17 protein-coding genes, 2 tRNA genes and 3 pseudogenes are annotated in these 20,452 nt (G+C 56.1%); 14 read left to right on the top strand and 8 right to left on the bottom strand.

Annotated features, from left to right (window positions below):
* The first annotated feature begins 201 nt into the window (after positions 1–201).
* The 4 genes from GIR22_RS01570 (at position 202) to GIR22_RS01555 (ending at position 6,212) form a co-directional block, all read left to right on the top strand.
* Positions 202–1,257: a 2,5-dihydroxypyridine 5,6-dioxygenase gene (locus GIR22_RS01570; RefSeq protein WP_154741595.1), complete on the top strand. Its 1,056-nt coding sequence runs from the start codon at positions 202–204 to the stop codon at positions 1,255–1,257.
* A 197-nt stretch (positions 1,258–1,454) separates the two neighbouring features.
* Complete coding sequence (locus tag GIR22_RS01565; protein WP_178122034.1) at positions 1,455–1,889, top strand: MarR family transcriptional regulator; 435 nt, start codon at positions 1,455–1,457, stop codon at positions 1,887–1,889.
* Positions 1,890–2,182: 293 nt separating this feature from the next.
* The gene (locus GIR22_RS01560; protein WP_154741593.1) at positions 2,183–2,659 is read left to right on the top strand and encodes a (2Fe-2S)-binding protein; all 477 of its coding nucleotides are present in this window, start codon (positions 2,183–2,185) and stop codon (positions 2,657–2,659) included.
* Between the two features lie 16 nt (positions 2,660–2,675).
* Positions 2,676–6,212 carry a molybdopterin cofactor-binding domain-containing protein gene (locus tag GIR22_RS01555; RefSeq protein WP_154741592.1) on the top strand — a complete coding sequence of 1,179 codons (3,537 nt, stop codon included), beginning with the start codon at positions 2,676–2,678 and terminating at the stop codon, positions 6,210–6,212.
* A gap of 110 nt (positions 6,213–6,322) precedes the next feature.
* On the opposite strand, the gene GIR22_RS01550 is transcribed toward GIR22_RS01555, so the two are convergent.
* Positions 6,323–6,979: a TetR/AcrR family transcriptional regulator gene (locus tag GIR22_RS01550; protein WP_154741591.1), complete on the bottom strand. Its 657-nt coding sequence runs from the start codon at positions 6,977–6,979 to the stop codon at positions 6,323–6,325.
* A 161-nt stretch (positions 6,980–7,140) separates the two neighbouring features.
* Here GIR22_RS01550 and ggt point away from each other — a divergent pair, with 161 nt between their 5' ends.
* The 5 genes from ggt to GIR22_RS01525 all read left to right on the top strand — a co-directional run bounded on the left by ggt (position 7,141) and on the right by GIR22_RS01525 (position 12,045).
* Positions 7,141–8,865 (top strand): gamma-glutamyltransferase, encoded by a 1,725-nt coding sequence (gene ggt, locus GIR22_RS01545; RefSeq protein WP_154741590.1) that lies wholly within the window; start codon positions 7,141–7,143, stop codon positions 8,863–8,865.
* 320 nt (positions 8,866–9,185) lie between these two features.
* Positions 9,186–9,259 (top strand) — tRNA-Cys (locus GIR22_RS01540).
* Between the two features lie 299 nt (positions 9,260–9,558).
* The gene (locus tag GIR22_RS01535; RefSeq protein WP_154741589.1) at positions 9,559–10,401 is read left to right on the top strand and encodes a DNA/RNA non-specific endonuclease; all 843 of its coding nucleotides are present in this window, start codon (positions 9,559–9,561) and stop codon (positions 10,399–10,401) included.
* Positions 10,402–11,035: 634 nt separating this feature from the next.
* Positions 11,036–11,515: a VOC family protein gene (locus GIR22_RS01530; RefSeq protein ID WP_154741588.1), complete on the top strand. Its 480-nt coding sequence runs from the start codon at positions 11,036–11,038 to the stop codon at positions 11,513–11,515.
* A gap of 92 nt (positions 11,516–11,607) precedes the next feature.
* Positions 11,608–12,045 (top strand): hypothetical protein, encoded by a 438-nt coding sequence (locus GIR22_RS01525; RefSeq protein ID WP_154741587.1) that lies wholly within the window; start codon positions 11,608–11,610, stop codon positions 12,043–12,045.
* Positions 12,046–12,146: 101 nt separating this feature from the next.
* Here GIR22_RS01525 and GIR22_RS01520 read toward each other — a convergent pair whose 3' ends face one another.
* Positions 12,147–13,031 carry a serine hydrolase domain-containing protein gene (locus GIR22_RS01520; RefSeq protein ID WP_154741586.1) on the bottom strand — a complete coding sequence of 295 codons (885 nt, stop codon included), beginning with the start codon at positions 13,029–13,031 and terminating at the stop codon, positions 12,147–12,149.
* A 316-nt stretch (positions 13,032–13,347) separates the two neighbouring features.
* Here GIR22_RS01520 and GIR22_RS01515 point away from each other — a divergent pair, with 316 nt between their 5' ends.
* Positions 13,348–13,560 (top strand): DUF2790 domain-containing protein, encoded by a 213-nt coding sequence (locus GIR22_RS01515; protein WP_246207755.1) that lies wholly within the window; start codon positions 13,348–13,350, stop codon positions 13,558–13,560.
* Positions 13,561–13,821: 261 nt separating this feature from the next.
* Here the strand turns inward: GIR22_RS01515 and GIR22_RS01510 are convergent.
* From GIR22_RS01510 to GIR22_RS26100, 4 genes and pseudogenes are all read right to left on the bottom strand, one after another.
* Positions 13,822–14,082: pseudogene (locus GIR22_RS01510) on the bottom strand (IS66 family transposase); the annotation flags it as partial.
* The gene (locus GIR22_RS26695) at positions 14,072–14,473 is read right to left on the bottom strand and encodes an SOS response-associated peptidase family protein (RefSeq protein ID WP_377665335.1); all 402 of its coding nucleotides are present in this window, start codon (positions 14,471–14,473) and stop codon (positions 14,072–14,074) included. The gene GIR22_RS26695 and the pseudogene GIR22_RS01510, both read right to left, overlap by 11 nt.
* Entirely contained in the window at positions 14,436–15,893 is a 1,458-nt protein-coding gene (locus GIR22_RS26105) for a thioester reductase domain-containing protein (RefSeq protein ID WP_218581639.1), read from the bottom strand. The genes GIR22_RS26695 and GIR22_RS26105 overlap by 38 nt, the downstream gene beginning before the upstream one ends.
* The gene (locus GIR22_RS26100) at positions 15,878–17,497 is read right to left on the bottom strand and encodes an amino acid adenylation domain-containing protein (RefSeq protein WP_218581638.1); all 1,620 of its coding nucleotides are present in this window, start codon (positions 17,495–17,497) and stop codon (positions 15,878–15,880) included. The genes GIR22_RS26105 and GIR22_RS26100 overlap by 16 nt, the downstream gene beginning before the upstream one ends.
* Before the next feature lie 250 nt (positions 17,498–17,747).
* On the opposite strand from GIR22_RS26100, the pseudogene GIR22_RS26195 reads away from it, so the two are divergent.
* Positions 17,748–17,891 (top strand): annotated as a pseudogene (locus GIR22_RS26195) (DNA polymerase V subunit UmuC); the annotation flags it as partial.
* A gap of 184 nt (positions 17,892–18,075) precedes the next feature.
* On the opposite strand, the gene GIR22_RS01500 reads toward GIR22_RS26195, so the two are convergent.
* A tRNA-Leu gene (locus GIR22_RS01500) sits at positions 18,076–18,162 on the bottom strand.
* 329 nt (positions 18,163–18,491) lie between these two features.
* On the opposite strand from GIR22_RS01500, the gene GIR22_RS01495 reads away from it, so the two are divergent.
* Together GIR22_RS01495 and GIR22_RS01490 are read left to right on the top strand one after the other, a co-directional pair.
* Entirely contained in the window at positions 18,492–18,683 is a 192-nt protein-coding gene (locus GIR22_RS01495) for a DUF2188 domain-containing protein (RefSeq protein ID WP_154741584.1), read from the top strand.
* Between the two features lie 273 nt (positions 18,684–18,956).
* Positions 18,957–19,592 carry a LysE family transporter gene (locus tag GIR22_RS01490; protein ID WP_178122033.1) on the top strand — a complete coding sequence of 212 codons (636 nt, stop codon included), beginning with the start codon at positions 18,957–18,959 and terminating at the stop codon, positions 19,590–19,592.
* Between the two features lie 69 nt (positions 19,593–19,661).
* Here GIR22_RS01490 and GIR22_RS01485 read toward each other — a convergent pair whose 3' ends face one another.
* Positions 19,662–20,189 carry a DinB family protein gene (locus tag GIR22_RS01485; RefSeq protein ID WP_178122032.1) on the bottom strand — a complete coding sequence of 176 codons (528 nt, stop codon included), beginning with the start codon at positions 20,187–20,189 and terminating at the stop codon, positions 19,662–19,664.
* A 173-nt stretch (positions 20,190–20,362) separates the two neighbouring features.
* Between GIR22_RS01485 and GIR22_RS26190 the strand changes: the two are divergent.
* A pseudogene (locus GIR22_RS26190) lies at positions 20,363–20,452 on the top strand (DUF533 domain-containing protein); the annotation flags it as partial.

The following is a 20,452-nucleotide window of genomic DNA, read 5'->3' as shown; positions in this document are numbered from 1 at the left end:
ATTTATTAGCTGTACTTGTCGTGTGTAACCGAATTAATCCATGTTTTATTGGTGTTGTGTGGATTGGTAACGTTTATTTCTGGCTCTTGCAGTCAGGCGGAAATTCAGGTCTTATCGTATTTAAGTGGCGTATACGCTATAAAAATGCACTGATGTGAAGCGCTGTGCTTGAACTTGGTGCGGCAGATGAGGAGACAGGAAATGCCGGTAAGCGATTGCGAACTGACCCAGATGTTTGAGCATGTATTGACGTTGTCGAAGGTCGATGCGACCCAGAGCGTTGCGGTGCTCAAGAGCCATTACTCCGACCCGCGTACTGTGCGCGCCGCGATGGATGCGGCGCAGCGCCTGGGAGCCAAGGTGTATGCCGTGGAACTGCCCTCGTTCAATCACCCCAAGGCCATGGGCAACGACATGACCGCCTACTGCGGCGACACTGCGCTGACCGGCAATATCGCGGCGCAGCGCGCACTGGAAGCAGCCGACCTGATCGTCGACACGATGATGCTGCTGCACTCACCGGAGCAGGAGCAGATCCTCAAGACGGGCACGCGGATCCTGCTGGCGGTGGAACCGCCGGAAGTGCTGGCGCGGATGCTGCCCACCCAGGAGGACAAGGTGCGGGTGCTGGCGGCCGAGCAGGTGTTGAAGAGGGCGCGCTCGATTCACGTCAAGTCCCGCGCCGGCAGCGATTTCCGGGCGGCATTGGGGCAGTATCCGTCGGTGACCGAGTATGGTTTTGCCGATGAGCCGGGACGCTGGGATCACTGGCCCAGCGGTTTCCTGTTCTCCTGGCCCAATGAAGAAACCGCCGAAGGTGTGCTGGTGCTAGACATCGGCGATATTTTGCTGCCGTTCAAGACCTACACCCGGGAGAAGATCACCCTGGAGATCGAGAAGGGGTTCATTACCAGGATCCATGGTGGTTTTGAGGCCGAATACCTGCGCGATTACATGAAGTATTTCAATGATCCCGAGGTGTACGGTATCTCGCATATCGGCTGGGGTTTGCAGCCACGGGCGCAGTGGACGGCCATGGGCTTGCACGACAAGAACGACGGCATGTGCATGGACGCCCGGGCATTCTATGGCAACTTCCTGTTCTCCACTGGCCCGAACACTGAAGTTGGCGGCACGCGCAAGACGCCGTGCCATATGGACATCCCGCTGCGAAATTGTGATGTGTACCTGGATGATGAGGCGGTGGTGATGGGTGGAGATGTAGTTGCGCCACCGGCCTCTTTGGCACGCTTGTAGCTGCTGTCGAAGAGTGAGGCTGTGATGGGGTGTGAAGCGCCCCTCGGCGGCGGTCCTTCGGGCACGCATCGCAGCCTCGTGCCTCGGCAGCGGCTACACGCCCACATTTTGAACCGACTCCGACAATGAGAGCCTTGAGTCCATAGAGCATCCCCGCCATCATGCCTTCCCATTATTCGTCGCCTGTCGAGCCTGCCGTGTCTGATTCCTACGTTTTCTCTGATCAAGTTGGCCACTTGCTGCGCAAGGCCTATCAGCGCCACCTGGCGATTTTTCAGCAGAATGTCGGCGACTCCCAACTGACGGCGGTGCAGTTCGTCACCCTGTGCGCCCTGCGCGATCATGGTGCAAGTTCCCTGACGGAGTTGGTCAAGGCCACCGCTGTCGACCAGGCGACCATTCGCGGAATCGTCGAACGCCTCAAGGCCCGAGAGCTGATTACCCTGGAGCCGGACCCTCAGGATCGGCGCAAGGTGGTGGTGGACCTGTCCCCGGCCGGTGCTGCATTGGTGCAGCAAACCGTGCCCTGCGCCGGGCGGATCAGCGAACTGACCATGAGCAATCTCAACCCGGCCGAGCGGGTGGCGGTGATGTTTTTGCTACGCAAGATGATCGACGATCCCCAAGACTGATCCTGCCGTCTGCGACCGGAAAACCCTGTAGCCGCTGGCGCAGCCTGCGATCGGCTGCGCAGCAGTCGTTTGGGGCCTTGAGATTGCTGAAGGTCCTGCGGCCCTTATCGCAGCCTCGTGCCTCGACAGCGGCTACAAGCGTGATGCCGTAGTCCGGGCTGGCATCGTTTTTGCTCTCTATTTATGTAGTAACCACTTCATCAGTCAAGTGTGTCGCGAGACCCCAGGTACGCGACATTTTTCACGACTTTTTCATGTAGTGAGTACTTCATCAATTGCCATGGGCGAAGCGAATGATCAGCCAGCACATCACGGTAGCGCTTGAAGTTAACGGCCACACCACAGAAGTCAGCGCAATGGCGGATACGCCGTTGTTGCTCATCTTGCGCAATGACCTGCAACTCAACGGCCCCAAGTACGGCTGTGGCCTGGGGGAGTGTGGCGCCTGCACGGTGATCATCGACGGCGTGGCAGCAAGGGCCTGCGTATTTCCGTTGTCGGGGGCCGTGGGGCGGGCGATTGTCACCCTGGAAGGCTTGGGCAATCGCGAGGCACCGCATCCGGTGCAACAGGCTTTTATCGATGAGCAGGCTGCCCAGTGTGGCTACTGTCTCAACGGCATGATCATGACCGCCAAGGCCTTGCTCGACCGTAACCCACACCCCAGCGAAACCGAGATCCGCCAGGAACTATCGGCCAATCTCTGCCGCTGCGGCACCCATATCGAAATCCTCCGGGCGGTGCTGCGCGCCGCTCGCCAAATGCCTTGAACGTGGATCGATGACCATGACTGACACAATTTTTTCTCGCGACCAATGGCTGGCCAAGGCCGGCGTCCTGCTGATCGTCGATGACGTGCTGCCGCCTTCGGGGCCTGTGGCCAAAGGTGGGACACCCACGGTCAAGCCCAAGGAGCTGGGGTTGTTTATCGCGGTGAACGATGACGGCCTGGTGTACGCGTTCAACGGCCATGTGGACCTGGGCACTGGCATTCGCACTTCATTGGCGCAAATTGTCGCCGAAGAGTTGGACCTGACCATGGAGCAGGTACGCATGGTGCTCGGTGACACCGAGCGGGCACCGAACCAGGGCGCGACCATCGCCAGTGCGACCTTGCAGATTTCCGCAATACCGTTGCGTAACGCTGCCGCTGAAGCCCGGCGTTTCCTGTTGGCGCGAGCGGCGCGGCGCTGGGATGTTGCACCAGGCAGCTTGAAGGTCGAGGCTGGGGTGATTTATGCCGGGGACGGGCGCAGCACCACCTATGGCGAACTGGTGCAGGGTGAACATGACGAGCTGCGTATTGGCGGCGATGCGCCCCTCAAGCCCGTCGGTGACTACCGGCTGGTGGGCAAGGGCGCCGCGCGGGTGGATATTCCCGGCAAGGCCACTGGTGAGCTGACTTATGTCCACGATATGCGCGTGCCGGACATGCTCCATGGCAGGGTCGTTCGTCCGCCCTATGCCGGGCTGGATTGCGGTGACTTTGTGGGCAACAGCCTGTTGAATGTGGATGAGTCGTCCATCGCGCATATTCCTGGGATTGTCGCAGTGGTGGTGATTGGCGATTTTGTCGGCGTGGTGGCGTTGCGCGAAGAGCAGGCGATCAAGGCCGCCCAGGCATTACAGGTGCACTGGAAACCCTGGAACAACGCGCTGCCGGATATGAGCGATGTCGAACAGGCCATTCGCGACAACCCCCGGGTGCGGCGAACGGTACTCGACCAGGGGCAGGTCGACGAAGCGCTGGCCGGCGCCAGCCAGCGCATGCCACGGACTTACCTGTGGCCGTATCAGATGCACGGATCCATCGGCCCCTCGTGCGGCGTGGCGGATTATCAGGTGGCGGGAAGCCGGGTCTGGTCCGGCAGCCAGAACCCGCACCTGTTGCGAGCCGACCTTGCCTGGTTGCTGGAATGCCCGGAAGAGTCGGTCGAGGTGATCCGCATGGAGGCCTCTGGTTGCTACGGTCGCAACTGTGCCGACGATGTGTGTGCCGATGCCTTGCTGCTGTCCCGGGCAGTGGGCAAGCCGGTGCGGGTACAACTGACCCGTGAGCAGGAACACTTGTGGGAACCCAAGGGTACGGCGCAGTTGATGGATGTCGACGGCGGCCTGAATGCCGACGGTAGCATCGCCGCCTATGATTTTGAAACCAGCTACCCATCCAACGGCGCGCCGACCCTGGCCTTGCTGCTGACCGGGCGCGTGGAGCCAGTGGCGGCGATGTTCGAGATGGGCGACCGCACCTCGATCCCGCCCTATGACATTGAGCACATGCGGGTGACTATCAACGACATGGCTCCGATTGTCCGCGCCTCGTGGATGCGCGGGGTGTCGGCGCTGCCCAATACCTTCGCCCATGAATCCTATATCGATGAGCTGGCATTCGCCGCCGGTGTCGACCCGGTGGAATACCGCTTGCGTTACCTGAAGGACGAACGCGCCATCGAGTTGGTGAAGTCCACTGCTGAGCGCGCCAACTGGGTGCCACGCACCGCACCGATGCAAACCGCCAACGAAGATCATCTGCTTCGGGGGCGGGGCTTTGCCTACGCGCGTTATATCCATAGCAAGTTCCCTGGCTTCGGTGCGGCCTGGGCGGCGTGGGTGGCGGATGTGGCCATCGACAAACAGACCGGCGATGTTTCGGTGACCCGGGTGGTGATCGGCCATGACTCGGGCATGATGATCAACCCGGCGGGGGTGCAGCATCAGATCCATGGCAATGTGATCCAGTCCACCAGTCGTGTGCTCAAGGAACGGGTGACGTTTGAGGAGTCGACGGTGGCGAGCAAGGAGTGGGGCGGGTACCCGATCCTGACCTTCCCCGAAGTGCCGAAGATCGATGTGCTGATGATGCCCCGCCAGGACCAACCACCGATGGGTGCCGGCGAGTCGGCCTCGGTGCCCAGCGCGGCGGCGATTGCCAATGCGATTTATGATGCCACCGGCATTCGTTTCCGTGAGTTGCCGATTACTCCGGAGCGGGTATTGGCGGCGCTGAATGCGGGCACCCTGGGCGAGTCGGCGAAATCCCCGGGGAAACGCAAGAAGTGGTTGTTCGGTTCGCTGTTCGCCGCCTTTGGCGCAGTGCTGGGCATGGCCGCCACCGCTTGGCCGTTTCACTCTGAGATCGCACCGATTGCGCCCCCCGGCGCGGGAACCTGGTCCAAGGCGACCCTGGAGCGCGGGCGCTTGCTGGCGGCCGTCGGGGATTGTGCGGTGTGCCACACAGCGCCTGGCGGGGCGCCCAATGCCGGCGGCCTGGCGATGCAGACGCCGTTCGGTACCTTGTTCAGCAGCAATATTACCCCGGACGTGAAGACCGGGATCGGTGGATGGTCGTACCCGGCGTTTGAGCGGGCGATGCGCGACGGCATTGGCCGCGATGGGCGCAACCTGTATCCGGCGTTTCCCTATACGGCGTTTCGCAATATCGACGAGGCGGACATGCAGGCGCTCTATGCCTACTTGATGTCCCAGGCGCCGGTGAGCCAGGCCCCGACGCCCAATGCCATGGGGTTTCCGTTCAATCTGCGGCCGTTGATGGCGGGGTGGAATGCGCTGTTTTTGCGCCGAGGGGAAATCACCGTGCAGCCTGAGCGTGGCGAGCAGTGGAATCGCGGCGCTTATCTGGTCAATGGGTTGGGGCATTGCGCGGCCTGTCATTCGCCGCGCAACATAATGGGGGCAGAGAAGGGCGGCAAGGCATTCCTGGCGGGTGGGACGGTGGATGGTTGGGAGGCGCCCGCATTGAATGGCCTGTCCAAGGCCCCGACGCCGTGGACCGAGGAGCAATTGTTTACCTACTTGAGCACCGGCTATTCCGATGCTCACGGCGTTGCGGCAGGGCCGATGGGGCCGGTAGTGTCCGAGCTGGCCAAATTGCCCAAGGTCGATATCCGGGCGATGGCCGTTTACCTGGCGTCTCTCAAGGGTGATGCCAGCGCCGAAGCGCAGATAGTAGCTGCCACGACAGCCCCCAATGCCAATGGGCGACGGGTATTCGAAGGTTCATGCAAGGCGTGTCATGCCGACGGGCTGGGGCCGAAGTTGTTTGGTGTCAGTCCATCACTGGCGACCAATACCAATGTGCACAGCGACCAGCCGGACAACCTGATCAAGGTGATCCTGCAGGGCATCAGCACCCCGGCGACCAAAGACCTGGGGTACATGCCGGGGTTCAAGGACAGCCTGTCCAACACCCAGGTCGCTGAATTGGCGGCGTATCTGCGCGGCAGGTTTGCACCGAATGCGCCGGGATGGGAAGGGCTGGAGCAGAAGGTGGCGCACCTGAGGGCCAATCCTGGTACTCACTGATGGGCTTATTCACGATGCCGTGTAGCCGCTGGCGAGGCACGAGGCTGCGATGCGTGTCCGCAGGACCGCCATTGGGGCCGTTGCGCCAACCCCGAATTTTGATCCGGTGTCTACTGTTGGGTCGGTGGCGCCTTACACACTCCCCGTAGCACAAGGTCACTGATAAAACCAAGCCAGCCTCGCTGTTGCGCCTTGTCTGCCAGTTCCTCGCCGAGAAACGAGCTGAGGGTATGCTGGTTGGAGTTGTAGAAGTAGCACAGCGAGGCAATCATCAAGTACACGTGCTTGATGTCGATGTCTTCACGAAACAGCCCCTGGGCCTGTCCCGCTTCGATTATCGGTCGCAGTACCCCGACCGCTTCCCCGGACAATCGGCGCAATTCGCTGGACTGCTTGGCATGCTTGCCCTTGTGCAGGTTCTCGATACTGAGGATGGCAACAAATTCTGGATGCTTGACGTAGTAGTTCCAGATAAATGCCACCAGATCCTGCAGGGCCTGGACTGGTGCGTTCAAGTCGAGCTTGAGTGTGCTTTCGGCTTTGTTGAACCGCTCGTAAGTGTGCTCCAGCACGCAGACAAACAGCTGTTCCTTGCTGCCGAAGTAGTAATAGAGCATGCGGTCATTGGAGTCGGCTTCCCGGGAGATGCTGTCCACCCGGCCGCCGGAGTAGCCGTCACGGGTGAAGACCTTGATCGCCGCCTGGAGAATTCGTGCACGGGTTTGGTCGGCTTGCTGGGCGCGGATGCCGGTCTTCTTGATCACCATCGGGGAGGTGTCCTGGGTGGTGTAAAGGCCGCGAATATAGCATGGGCCTGGTCTCGTCCGTTCTGCCACCGACAGGCTCTGTTATAAAAACGCCATGGTGCTTGGGTATCGGATCCTGGAAGGGCTAAGTTTACGTTTCCAAATAATTAGAGTATCCACGGATGAACTACCAACCCTTTACCCGAACATTGATAGCCACGGCGTTAGTGCTGACGTTCAGTGGTGTGCAGGCCGCCTCCGAGGCTCCGGTAGGGGGTGAAAATGGCATGGTGGTCACGGCCCAGCACCTGGCGACCCATGTCGGCGTCGATGTGCTCAAGGCCGGCGGCAACGCCGTGGATGCAGCGGTGGCGGTGGGGTATGCGTTGGCCGTGGTTTATCCGGCCGCCGGCAACCTGGGCGGCGGCGGGTTCATGACCGTGCAGCTGGCGGACGGGCGCAAGACCTTCCTCGACTTTCGCGAAAAAGCCCCGCTGGCAGCCACTGCGGATATGTACCTGGACAAGGAGGGCAATGTGGTCCCTGGGCTGAGTGCCAAGGGGCATCTGGCGGTGGGCGTGCCGGGCACGGTCTCTGGCATGGAGCTGGCGCTGAGCAAATACGGGACCCTCAAGCGCGCCCAGGTGATCGCTCCAGCCATCAAGTTGGCAGAAAACGGCTTTGAGCTGGATCAGGGCGATATCGACATGCTGCACAGCGCCACCGACGAATTCAAAAAAGACCAGGATATGCGCGGTATCTTCCTGCACAACGGCGAACCGTTGCAGCTGGGCCAGAAACTGGTGCAAAAGGAACTGGCGAAAACCTTGCGGGAAATCTCCGCGAAAGGCACCGATGGCTTCTATAAAGGTTGGGTGGCCAAGGCAATTGTTGATTCCAGCCAGGCAGGCAAGGGCATCATTGCCCAGGCTGACCTGGACAAATACAAGACCCGGGAACTGGCCCCCATCGAGTGTGACTACCGTGGCTACCATGTGGTCTCGGCGCCACCACCCAGCTCTGGCGGTGTGGTGATCTGCCAAATCATGAACATCCTTGAAGGCTACCCGATGGCCGAACTGGGCTACGGCTCCGCCCAGGGCGTGCACTATCAGATCGAAGCCATGCGCCACGCCTATGTCGACCGCAACAGCTACCTGGGCGACCCGGACTTCGTGGAAAACCCGGTGGCCCACCTACTGGACAAAGACTACGCGGCCAAACTGCGCGCCGCGATTGAGCCGCAGAAAGCCGGAGACTCCCAGGCAATCAAGCCGGGCGTGTCGCCCCATGAAGGCAACAACACGACCCATTACTCCATTGTCGACAAGTGGGGCAATGCGGTATCGGTGACCTATACCCTCAATGACTGGTTTGGTGCCGGTGTCATGGCCAGCAAGACCGGGGTTATCCTCAATGACGAGATGGACGATTTCACCGTCAAAGTCGGCGTGCCCAACATGTACGGATTGATCCAGGGCGAAGCCAACGCCATCGCACCGGGCAAGGCGCCGCTGTCGTCCATGAGCCCGACCATCATTACCAAAGATGGCAAGGCGGTCATGGTCGTCGGCACACCCGGAGGGAGCCGCATTATCACCGCCACGTTGCTGACCATCCTCAATGTCATCGACTACAAGATGAATATCCAGGAGGCGGTGAATGCGCCGCGCTTCCACCAACAGTGGATGCCGGAGGCCACCAATATCGAGGCTTTTACCTTGAGCCCGGACACCCAGAAAATCCTGCAAAGCTGGGGCCATACATTCGCCGGTCCCCAGGATGCCAACCACCTGGCGGCGATCCTGGTGGGCGCGCCGTCCCTGGGTGGCAAGCCTGTGGGCAAGAACCGTTTCTATGGGGCTAACGATCCACGACGCAATACCGGGCTGTCCCTGGGCTATTAAGACGAAACCATCCGCACACCTTCCAGGCTCTGCCCAAAGAGTCTGGAAGGCCCCGGTCAAGGCTGCCGGCGCTTGCGAGCACTGCGGCAGCGGCCACGATACCGCGGGCGAAGTGGGTACAATCCACACTTGCCAGAGAATATTTCTTGAAATCAAGGGGTTGCAAGCACTGGCAAATGAATGCATAATTGCGCCCATCGAACGCACTGGAGTTGAAAAAACTTCAATGTTTTCAGTAGGATAGAGTAGAGGCATGTTTTACATGGCCTTCTCAAGTTTGTATGCGGTGAGTGCCAGTATCCAGGGCATTGATCGCTTGAGGCCGAGTAGCAAAATGGTTATGCAGCGGATTGCAAATCCGCCTACGCCGGTTCGATTCCGACCTCGGCCTCCACTCTTGAAAACCCCGTAGATTAACGTCTACGGGGTTTTTTATTGGGCTTGGGAAAGTGCAGGCGCATCCGGGGCATCACCCTCCAATGGGCTACTAACGCAAAGCCCTGGCTCGCTGATCACATCTCTCGATTCCTAGATCTTTCCATCACCTCGCAATCTCCCTCCTTACTCGATCTGCGGCATTCACGGACTTCATTCTGAAGCGTTCCTTTAGTTCTATCGAGGGGCAGCCCTCGATGGAGCCTGGGAAACAGAGCTGTCATCAATCGATGTAATACCCCAGAGGGGAGCTATATCATGCAAGGAAGTCTTAAGTTGAAACACGCGGCGTTACTACTGATCCCGCTAATAGCGGCCTGTTCGACAACGCAAAGACCGCACGAGTTGGGGGCCGTAGAAGAGCAAGCAGTACAAGCGCAGCAGTTCGATAACTGCTCGGTGGGGTGTCCTGCTGGCGGCAGTCCTTTGACGTTGAATCGGCAAGCGTACACGCTGAACAACAATGGTTCGACGAAGTTTGCGAACTGGGTGTCATACAAAATCACCAAGCAGACACTTGCCAGCGGGCGCCCGCGCAATTGGAGGACAGACCCGGATATCCCCGCCGGAGAGACGCTCGACCCGGTCGATTACAACGGAGCAAATGTTGCGCTCAACGTTGATCGTGGCCACCAAGCGAACCTCGCTTCGTTGGGCGGGGTTCCGGACTGGCAAACACTCAATTACCTATCGAACATCACCCCTCAGAAATCCGAACTCAATCAAGGGCCGTGGGCGCGTCTCGAGGATCAGGAACGAACTCTCAGTAAAGACCCGACAATCAATCAGGTGTACGTCGCTACGGGGCCACTCTATGAGCACTTTGTAGGCTCACTCCCAGGCACGAACAAGGTCCACACTATTCCGAGTGGATACTGGAAAATTATCTTTGTGGGCAACTCACCTGCAAGTGGCGTCTACGCATCATTCGTGATGAATCAAGAAACGCCGCGAAGCGCTAGCTTCTGCGATTATCAAGTGACCGTTGCTCAAATTGAAGAGCGCTCAGGGCTCACTTTTTGGAGCGATTTACCGCAACAGGTACAGGCCGCACTGAAGTCAAAGCAGGGGCAATTACCTGGTCGGATTGGGTGCAAGTAGCTGTCTATGAAGCAATTTTACTGGTTGTCGATTATATGCGGCCGGCCAAGTTATCTATTGCCTTCTTGCAGACCTTCATCCAGATGGGCATGCCAAGGCGCGGGAAGAAAAGCTGATGCGATACCTGGCCAGATTGGGACAGAAGTTTCGCAACGAGAGCTGACAATTTCAGCCTAGCCCCGCGCTGGGCTTTTTGCATCTGGCCTAGACCGGTGAAATGGTCGCGAGTAAACCAATCGCGACGGTCAGCGCTAAAAATCCAAACAGAAAATATGCCATCTTAGCCATAAGGCCTCCGGAAAGAAGGGGTGGCGGGAACGCTTTCGCCGTGCTCCTCGGGTGTGTGGGGAGCAGGTTTATTGTGGCTGTCTTATGGGCTGTGATACAGAGGCAGGTGAAGAAGAAAAAAGCGTATCAGATGCTCAGGTAACGGCTCGTCGACGGGGCGCGACCTGATTCTGATAGTTGCCCATCAGTGTCCGGGCTGGAGAATAATCTTGGTCACGGCGGCGAGGTTGAAGGCGAAGCGTGTCAGGCTTGGCTATTCTGAAAACGCTCTGATCGGCGTGGGCTAAGAGATGGGCGGGACACTGGCGGCATTTTCGTTTTCCCAAATAGCACTCGGAGAATTTGAATGATCAGTAAGAACACTATTTGTCTCTGGTACGACGGCAGCGCGTTGGAGGCGGCGACCTTCTATGCCCAGACGTTCCCCGACAGCACTGTGACAACGGTTCATCACGCCCCAGGTGACTATCCTGCGGGTAAGCAGGGTGATGTGTTGACGGTCGAGTTCATGGTGATGGGCATCCCTTGCCTCGGGTTGAACGGCGGGCCGGCGTTCAAGCACAACGAAGCTTTCTCGTTTCAGGTGGCAACCGATGATCAGGCCGAAACGGATCGCTTGTGGAACGCGATTGTGGGTAATGGTGGCCAGGAGAGCGCTTGCGGTTGGTGCAAGGACAAGTGGGGGCTGTCATGGCAGATCACACCGCGCGCCCTGACAGCCGCAATCACCCATCCTGACCCTGCGTCGGCCAAGCGGGCATTCGATGCCATGATGAACATGACAAAGATCGACATCGCGGTGATCGAAGCGGCTCTGAAACATTGACTGAGGTTGACGCTAGAGGAGACGCAACATGAGCCGGTTAACGAGTAGGTGCTTTATTATGTTGAATCACTATTTCAGATAAGGAAAACGTCGTGAATCAGAATGCTTTTTCGTTCCTTGGCGTTGTTTTTTTAACGCTGGCATTGACGGCCTGCAGCCAATCGAAGCCTGCTGATAATGCAGTTATAGCTCAACCATCCAAGGCGTCTTCGGGGGAAGGGGCTGAGCCAGGCGAGGCTGCCCGACAGTTCGTTGCTAGAGGCAATGAGCCGTTCTGGACAATTAGAGCCAATGGGTCGGCATTGACCTGGATAACGCCTGAAAACTCACAAGGCAAACAACTCAAAGCAGAGCGGGTTGTTTCGAGCGATAAGGTTAAATACACCGGTAAAGACGCAGATAAAGCGTTCACGTTGCTCATCGTCCGTTCGCCCTGTACCGATACCATGTCGGGAGAGACTTTCAACTTCACGTCTGTTTGGACTCACGGGAAACAAAGCCACACTGGCTGTGCTGCAAGCGGGAACTAATCCATGCCGCGCTCTATGGACCGCCCTGATGGTCATGAGTTTTGTAGCCCTCGAATACAGGTAGAAAGCCACTGCCGCTGTGTTTTTTTCGTCGCCGTCTTTCAAGCGCTATTGCGCAAGATTTTTACCAATTGACGAGCAACTTGCGCTTCGACGGCGCCTTCAGTGGCGCCAGCCTCAAAAGTAGCGCAACACGCTGATGCCTCTCCGTCGGAGCAGCGATACACCGCGATGACACTTCCAGGCCCACAACCAGTGTGCCCGGACAGAATTAAGCCACCCTCAATCGGGCCCTGCATCACACCAAGACCATATCCCGGTGTAACCCAGGGGCGTCCTGAAATGGGACCGCCCAATATTCGTACGGCCTGCATATCCTGTAGCAATCTCGTCGGGAGGAGGTGCCCGGTGAACAGTCGATCCAGGAAAAGCGCCGCTTGCGAAATGGGACCGATCAGCAAGCCGTGATAGACCCAGGCAGGGTCATAGTTCGACGCATTCCCAGGGAAAGACTCCTGCAAATCGGCGTGCGTTGTTGCGAAGCGCATGCTCGATAGGCCCAAGGGTATCAATGTGCGTCGACTAACGGCCTCTTCAAGCGTCAGGTCGGTCACTCGTTCAATCAACTTGGCAATATACAGGTAGCCAACGTTTGAATAGCGCCAAGAGGCTCCAGGACTATATCGAAGCCGGGTGGCATCAAGGCGCCGCAACATATCGTCCTCCGGCCAGGCCGCCTCTTGGTTGGCAACAGCGGCATGATACTGCGCAAGCTCGCCGTAATCGGCGAGTCCCGCTTCATGCCTCAGTAGTTGGCGCACTGTGAAAGGTTGGTCAAGAACCGGGGCATCCAATCTCACCAGGCCATCACGCACCAGCGTAAGAGCGGTCGCGGCTATGACCGTTTTGGTAAAGCTCCACCACGGGACTATCTCTGGTTGATCAGGTGTCAGTGACTGACCATTGGATATAACTGAGATCAACATGGATTGCCTCATTACTTGGCCAGGCACCGAGTTTTTATTGATTGAATCTTAGCCTGAAGCGACCGTAGGTTGTTACAAATAAAGCAATAATGAATTCCAGTATTTGGGATTTATCAAAAATAGCATTGGCATAATAATGGACTCAACTTCCAAGTGAAGCCACGAAGCGCCAACTCAGCAGGGTCCAAGCAAACCGCCCTCCAACGTTTCGTAGAACCTTTGGCCTTATTCACTCCGCCTGAAGGCGTTAACGGTTTGCATCGTTGGGACGCCGAAAATGAAAATGTTTACAACTTTTATTGCTGCTTCGTTTGTAATGATTGGCAGCCAAATGGCTTTTGCTGATCAACCTGCAGTTGAGCAATATACCTACGGCTCGCACCTGGACATCGCCAAAGTGATTCACATGGAAGCGATCCCCGATAATATCTGTGCCGTGGTCCCTGTCCAGATGACCTATATGGATCATCAAGGGCAAGAACATGTCATGCAATACAGCGTCATGGGCAACGGTTGCACCAATAGCTAACTGAGTCCCAACAAAGCCTGTCTATGGCAGGCTTGTTCAAACGCCCCCATGGGGCAGGCCGGGGGAGTATCCCGGCACCCCTTCAAAACTCCTGTATCTGCGATGCAGGCCACCCCGCCAAGTGCGGGTTTTTTACGTCTGGAATTTACCTGTGGCCAGGACAGCCCTCGGGAAACGCTGGACGCCGATAGCCAGAGAGTGCGACGTACGGAGTCAGCAACGCCAGGCTGAGGGCATTCTTGCCCTGTTGTCCCGAAAGATCGTCTTTTCCATCCGATTTTTTAACTGAGCCAGTACAGGCAGGCTCCGATCATGACGGCCGGTTTTACGATCGTCGTCGCCCGCATCCTTCAGATCACGCTCGACGCCATAAAGCTTGTTGATCAAGTTCAGTGCGATATCAGCGCTTCCCGTCTTGCCTTTCGGCTGCACTTTTTGCGCCTCAACAAACTTGCGCCTTGCGTGCGCCCAACAGCCCAAACGTTCGACTCCAGCCTGCGCGCCCAACGCGTTATAAGCTGAGCGTGCCACCCAACCTGAAGTAGGTGGGGTTTATGGAGCGCTTACTCTTCATCCACTCATTCAACCAGTTGTCCACGGAAGTGATTGCCCGGTGTGGCCAGATTGCCTGGAAGAATGGACCGTGGGCCACCTTCTCAACGCGAGCATTGATCGGTTCGGTCCATGGTCCAGTGTGGCTGCCATCTCCACAACTCCAAGTCAGCGCGCAGCATTTCCCCTGGAGGTGGAGTAGAGCGACTTGGGTGGTCGGTGCCGCGTTGTACCGCTCAAGCGGTACCTGGCTTTTGGCAGGCCACCGTTTTTTGAACTCCAACTGGTTGGAGTCCAAAAACGGTTGGTACTTCAGATCTTCCCTAGGATAGGCTCGGGAAATGGTTAGGCAAGTAGCCATTTTTTTTCAGGAAGTTCAGATGCAGGGATAGCTGATTGCTATCCATTGGCGCTGGTCGTAGATCACTGTTTGCTGCCGCAAGAGCGGATTTTACATTGCTGGCATCATAAGCTGGCATGTTTTCATACACCTCCCAGCGCGTTAGATTTTGATAAACTCTTTCTGATAGCATGGGCAGTAGCGGCATTAGGGGGTTATCTTGCAAGTCGGGATCGGCATCCAGTCTTTTGACCCATTCGAGGTATGGCAGTTTTTGCAGCGAATAACCACTGCCGCATAACAGTTCGAAAAATTTATCTAGATCAATGGATTGAGTATGGTCTGGAGGTACCAGATGATAAGCCTGTCCAAGATTTTTGTTATCCTTCGCAATGGTTAATAGCGCGGAGCTCACATAGTCAACTGAGATAAACTCTTTGCGTTGCCGGGGGAGTCTCGGGTAGGCACCGATCGCAATACACCCTATGATGAGCCGGGATACGAAGTCTTTAGGGTTTCCAGTACCGTTAATGCTGTCGCCCATAATAAACCCAGGTCTATACACCGACAGCGGAATCCCCCTTTTTTCAGCTTCCCAAATAAACTGTTCAACAACCCATTGGCTTTGTGAATACCCAGAGTCGTATGTCATGCCTGCCAAATAAGGTCGAAGATCATCTTTTTCAAAAATTTTATCAATTTTATTAAGTAATCCAGCGGGCCCGTAAGCGGCGATAGTAGACACATAATGCAGTGGTTTAGATCGGCCCTGTGTTGCCAGGCGCAAGATGTTCAGCGTACCTTCAATATTGCCCGCGCGGTGCGTCAGATAGGGTTGAATATAATTGACGTGTGCACCTAGGTGAAAAATTACATCAACCTCCTCAGCCAATTCATCATATCGCTGGTGGCTTAACCCGAGCTTGGGCAAGGATAAGTCACCAGTGATAGTGGTGATACGCTCACTGAAATCCAGCGACCATAAGCCATACTGCGAGAGATTATGTTGGATGCGTTGACGGGCGCTTGCCTCATCCGAGGCTCGAATCAAACATATAACATTTTTAACGTTGGGAAGCGTCAGCAGATCTCGCAGAAGAAATGCACCAAGAAAACCGGTGGCGCCGGTCAACAGTGCTGTCGTAGTGTTCGAAGCGTTCCAGTTTATGGGGGCTCCAAATAATGGTTGGATGTCGTCTGGCAACTGAGCATCTTGTAACCACTGCGCTACGTCGACCTGAGGTTGAATGGTTTTGTTTTGTGAAATCACGTTGGCCAACTCGCGCAGCGTAGGGGCCTCATAGAGTGTTTGTATAGAGCAGCTTCGCTTGAATTGCCGCCTTAACTCGATTATCAAACTTGCTGCCTGCAACGAACTACCACCCAGTTGGAAAAAGTTATCCTCCAAGCCTAAGTCGGAAGTGTTCAGGATTTTTGCCATATCAGTAGTAATGAGTACTCAATGTCATTGAAAGACTCAGGTCGTGCAATTTTTACGGTACTCGTTGCTAGTTGTGATAGTAGTTTGTGTCTGTCGGTTTTTCCTGTCGATGTTAAAGGTATGTCATCAATTACGAGCAAGCGCGGAAGCATGTAATTAGGAAGGTGTTGAAGCAGTTCGTCATGAAGGAGTTTAGTCTTGAATGTGTCTGGATTGAGGGGGACGACAAAGGCTGTTAAAAAAGGATCAGTATATTCGTTCTGCACCAAGACTACCGTTGCGGCCCTTACGTCTCCTCTCCTTAAAATCTGTACTTCAATTTCCTCTAGCTCAATGCGATGCCCGCGAATCTTGATCTGGTTATCCATGCGCCCGTAATACATAAATATACCATCGGAGCGCTGCGAACTGAGGTCGCCAGTTTTGTACAGTTTCGAAGGCTGCAAGTGGCCGGGCAACGTGACACTAACAAATCTTTCTTTATTTAGTTCGTCTCGATTCCAGTAGCCGCGTGCAAGCCCATCGCCACCGATGTATAGGTCGCCAATGTCTCCTTGTGCGACGGGTAACAATCGATCATCAAGGATTAAAGCGATAGTGTGATTAATAGGGCGGCCAATGGGAACGCTGCTCCCACTTAGATCCGCCATTTTAATATCGTGCGTCATCGCAAATGTAGTACATTCCGTCGGCCCATAGCCATTAAGGAGGTGTTCGGGAGGGCCCATGTCCAGCACAAGTTTTAGAGTATGAGGATTGAGCGCTTCGCCCCCAACTAACAGATAGCGGAATGATCGGAACGCTCCAGGGAATGTCGTCGCAATTAAATTGAATAATGTTGCGGTTATGAACATGATGGTTATCTTTCGATGAGCCAGTTCCTCTTGGAAGTCATGTATATTCAGAAGTACTTTTTTCGGGATGATGACCGTGCTTGCCCCATTGAGCAGCGCACCCCAGATCTCAAACAGTGATGCGTCAAAGGTCGGATTGGCAATGCAAGCGAGACGGTCATTGCTGGTAAAGTTCACGTAGTTTGTGTTTAAAACCAATCGTAAAATACCCTTGGCTTCGATTTGGACGGCTTTTGGTTTGCCTGTGGTGCCCGACGTGAAAAGTATATGTGTCCTATGCTCCATAGATATGTCTATGGCGTCGACGGCCTCAATCTCTTGTCGCTTTTCTAGCAAATGCTGAAAATCAAGTAGTGTGGTGCGCAGGGCGTTATGTTTCATCGGCAAGATTGAAATTGTCCATTGCGTTTGTAGATCGTCCAGCATGTCGTTAAGTCGATTTTCAGGCATATCAAGATCCAAAGGGACACAAGTCCCCTTTGCCATCAGAATTCCGATCTGGCTGATAATCTGTTCAATTCCGGGTGGTAGAAGGATTCCAACGGGGGTTTCCCGGGTGACGCCTTTTTCTCGTAAAGCTTGAGCGAGGACTGTTGCCTGCTCAGCCAGTGCGTAATAAGTAATATTTTTTTCGGGCGTTGTGACAGCTATTTTATCTGGAAATTTATGTACTTGGATTAGAAAATGTTGAAGCAAACCAGGGGGCTGAAAGCTTGATAACTCAAGAGGCTCGTTGAATCTGATATCCATATCTTTCTCCAAAGAAGTGCAGACTGTCTGGAATGTCCATTGCGTTAGAGTGCGGCATACAACAAGACTAGGTTGTCAGGTTAGTACCTATATATTGTTCATGCAGAAAATTTTTGCCGCCCGCATCTATGGACAAAAAAACATTTACCAAAAGAAATACTGGCCTCCATGGACGTAAGGTGATCTGCCTATGGCCTTCTAGGCAGAGGCCCAAGAATGTCCATAGGCAGCAAACTTACTCTTACATCGGGTGCTGCGCGGCGTGGGCATGCCTGTCGGCATAGTCATTACCACCACAAAGACTCAGGCCAACCATACCGCGAAGCGACTGCGGGTCCAGACCGGCGGAGTGGTGAACATCACCGACCCGGCCAAGCGTGACTGGAGAATGCGCGCGAGATGATGAGACAGAGCTATACGACAAGGCTTGATCAGTTGTGGTCAGTGGCTTGTAAGTAGGGTTTTGTGTTCGGTCGGCAGGACGCCGGGGTAGGGGTGTTGCGGGGCAAGCTTTAAAATGGCGGAACAAAAACAATAAGGGCCTGCATCAGGTTTCCCTGGCAAGCCCTTGATATAGATGGTGCCCGAACCCGGAATCGAACCGGGACGCCCTTACGAGCGGGGGATTTTAAGTCCCATGCGTCTACCAGTTTCGCCATTCGGGCGGTAGCGCGGTGAAGCGACCCAGGGAGCCTTGCTCGTAAGAGCGGGCCTTGAGTGTTGCAACAGGCTAGGGAATATATAGATCCAACCTCATTGGCGCAAGTTCGAACACGGTCTTTGGTCGATAAATATTCGAATAAAAAAGCTAGACAGATCAGTGATCTACATCGCTTGGATGCGCCAGCTTGCAAGATATGCCCAGCATGGGAATGGCGATGGTGTCTCAATTGAAGGCACGTTTGGTGCGACGTTCGGTAGGCCACAGTCCCATGCCCGGGTGTATGGTGGGTCAGGTAACTCTTGGATTATCTCTGGATATAGAGAGGTGGTTATGAGCGTTCCAATGCTGGACAAGATGCACCTCAATGGCTATGAAATCGTGCAGGTCAACAATGGTCCCTGGCGGGTATGCACCCGGAACGACCGGTTGGCCTCCTTTGGTTCCCGTGAGGAGGCCTTGGCGTATGCCGCGGTGCTGCCGAGCTATCGGCCTCGTACACGCGCCGTCTCGAACGGCGATTGAGTGGTCTTCAACACCCCCGAAAGCATCGGCGAGCGTGTGATGCCTATCGACCCCTGTAGGAGCGAGCTTGCTCGCGAAAAACCTCAACGATTACGTGTGCCTCCTGGATAAACGCGTCGCCTATGAGTTCTTCGCGAGCAAGCTCGCTCCTACCAAAAACCTTAACTGAACAGCATTGCGGCGAGTCCGGGGCTTTTTTGTCGGCGGGGTTGCTTTTAATGGATCATTCCTCGACCACTGGCCTGGATCAGGCTGGGTTGACAGGAGCTCTGCGTGACCCAGGCAACCTTGTTTTTGTTCGTCATGATGAGTGCGGCGATTATCGCTATTCCCGGCCCGACGGTGTTGCTTGCGCTACATAATGGCTCGCGGCACGGCTTGAAGGCGGCGCTGTGGGGCATGGCGGGGGCCGTGTTGGCCGATGCCTTGTTGGTGATAGCGGTGGCTTGTGGCTTGGGATTATTACTGGCGGCTAGCGAGGGGTTGTTTCAGGGCCTGAAATGGATCGGGTCGGCGTATCTGATATGGCTGGGCTGGCAGATGTTGCGCTCACCGCAAATGGCGTTGCCGACGGTGGGCGAGGGTGAAGAACCGGGTGCGCACTTGGCCGGTATTTTTACCCGTAGTTTCCTGGTGGCTATTTCCAACCCCAAGGCCTTGTTGTTCATGTCGGCGTTCCTGCCGCAATTCGTCGACAGTGCCCAGCCGCAGTTGCCGCAGTACGCGTGCCTGTTGCTGGTACTGTGCGTGCTGAACGTGAGCACCATGATGTTCTACGCTGTGTGCGGGGCGCGCCTGCTTCGCCGCTTGCAGCCCGTGCACTTGCAACACTTCAATCGGGGCGCCGGTGGCTTATTGATGACGATGGGTGTGCTGTTGGCGGCCTACCGCCGTTCGCCAACGGCATGAGCCGAACCGCGATCAGCGCTGCAAATGTGCGGCCTGAACGTTAGCACTGAAATGTGCCCACTACCTGAATCACTCGACGAGGCCGATCAGGTCGGTATCACCGACGTCACGACCTGCTTGCGTCAACAGCGTCGTTACCTGGCCCCGGTGGTGGGTCTGGTGATTGAAGAAGTGCGTGACCAGGCTGTAGAAGTTCTTCTCTGCGGCAACGCCCTGCATGTTGTGGTACCGCAGGCGTTGGTCCAGGTGGGGCTCGCTGATGGCTTGCGCCCAGTCGAGGATGACCTGGTCCAGCCAGGCGCGATGGGCCTGGAGTTCGCGGATATTGGCAAACGCCAGTCGATCCAGCCTTTGTGGTGTGTCCAGTGTGCTTAGCGGCGTCAAGGCGGCATACCCGGCCGGGTGCTGGGCAAAACGTTTGAGCCAGACCCTGTCACCCAGGGTGAGGTGGTTCAGGGTGCCGATGATCGAGCCGAAAAAGGCCCCCCGGTCGGCCAGCAGCGCTTCGTCGCTCAGCTCGCGGGCGGCTTCATAAATCTTCAGATTCATCCACTGGTTATAGGTCGCCATCAGGCTAATATGCTCGGTGCGGTTCACGTGCGTCCTTCCTCGTTGGTACTGCGACTGAGTGTGGCGCTACCATGATAAGGCGGCCAGAGGATGGACGATACGCCAGGGGGCGCATCAACCCTGCCGGGCGGTCACGACGTTATCGCCCAGACAGGCTATTGTTGCTTGTCTGGAACCTGATGCCTTAGGAGGGCGACACTATGAACACCAGTGATCTACTTGAAAAGCTGCTGCGCGCCGGTCAGGCGTCGATGAACCAGCAGGGCGGCTCGGCAGCGGCACCCCAGGGG

This window comes from Pseudomonas karstica, assembly GCF_009707515.1.
In the GTDB taxonomy this organism is placed as follows: domain Bacteria; phylum Pseudomonadota; class Gammaproteobacteria; order Pseudomonadales; family Pseudomonadaceae; genus Aquipseudomonas; species Aquipseudomonas karstica.
Note: the sequence above shows the minus strand (reverse complement) of the source record. Positions and strands in the feature narration are given on the sequence as shown.

What these genes read in the sequence shown, in the direction of transcription:
- GIR22_RS01570 (WP_154741595.1), top strand. Translation starts at nt 202, where the DNA reads ATGCCGGTAAGCGATTGCGAACTGACCCAGATGTTTGAGCATGTATTG.
- GIR22_RS01560 (WP_154741593.1), top strand. Translation starts at nt 2,183, where the DNA reads ATGATCAGCCAGCACATCACGGTAGCGCTTGAAGTTAACGGCCACACC.
- GIR22_RS01555 (WP_154741592.1), top strand. Translation starts at nt 2,676, where the DNA reads ATGACTGACACAATTTTTTCTCGCGACCAATGGCTGGCCAAGGCCGGC.
- GIR22_RS01550 (WP_154741591.1), bottom strand. Translation starts at nt 6,979, where the DNA reads ATGGTGATCAAGAAGACCGGCATCCGCGCCCAGCAAGCCGACCAAACC.
- ggt (WP_154741590.1), top strand. Translation starts at nt 7,141, where the DNA reads ATGAACTACCAACCCTTTACCCGAACATTGATAGCCACGGCGTTAGTG.
- GIR22_RS01535 (WP_154741589.1), top strand. Translation starts at nt 9,559, where the DNA reads ATGCAAGGAAGTCTTAAGTTGAAACACGCGGCGTTACTACTGATCCCG.
- GIR22_RS01530 (WP_154741588.1), top strand. Translation starts at nt 11,036, where the DNA reads ATGATCAGTAAGAACACTATTTGTCTCTGGTACGACGGCAGCGCGTTG.
- GIR22_RS01520 (WP_154741586.1), bottom strand. Translation starts at nt 13,031, where the DNA reads ATGTTGATCTCAGTTATATCCAATGGTCAGTCACTGACACCTGATCAA.
- GIR22_RS01515 (WP_246207755.1), top strand. Translation starts at nt 13,348, where the DNA reads ATGATTGGCAGCCAAATGGCTTTTGCTGATCAACCTGCAGTTGAGCAA.
- GIR22_RS26695 (WP_377665335.1), bottom strand. Translation starts at nt 14,473, where the DNA reads ATGGCTACTTGCCTAACCATTTCCCGAGCCTATCCTAGGGAAGATCTG.
- GIR22_RS26105 (WP_218581639.1), bottom strand. Translation starts at nt 15,893, where the DNA reads ATGGCAAAAATCCTGAACACTTCCGACTTAGGCTTGGAGGATAACTTT.
- GIR22_RS26100 (WP_218581638.1), bottom strand. Translation starts at nt 17,497, where the DNA reads ATGGATATCAGATTCAACGAGCCTCTTGAGTTATCAAGCTTTCAGCCC.
- GIR22_RS01495 (WP_154741584.1), top strand. Translation starts at nt 18,492, where the DNA reads ATGAGCGTTCCAATGCTGGACAAGATGCACCTCAATGGCTATGAAATC.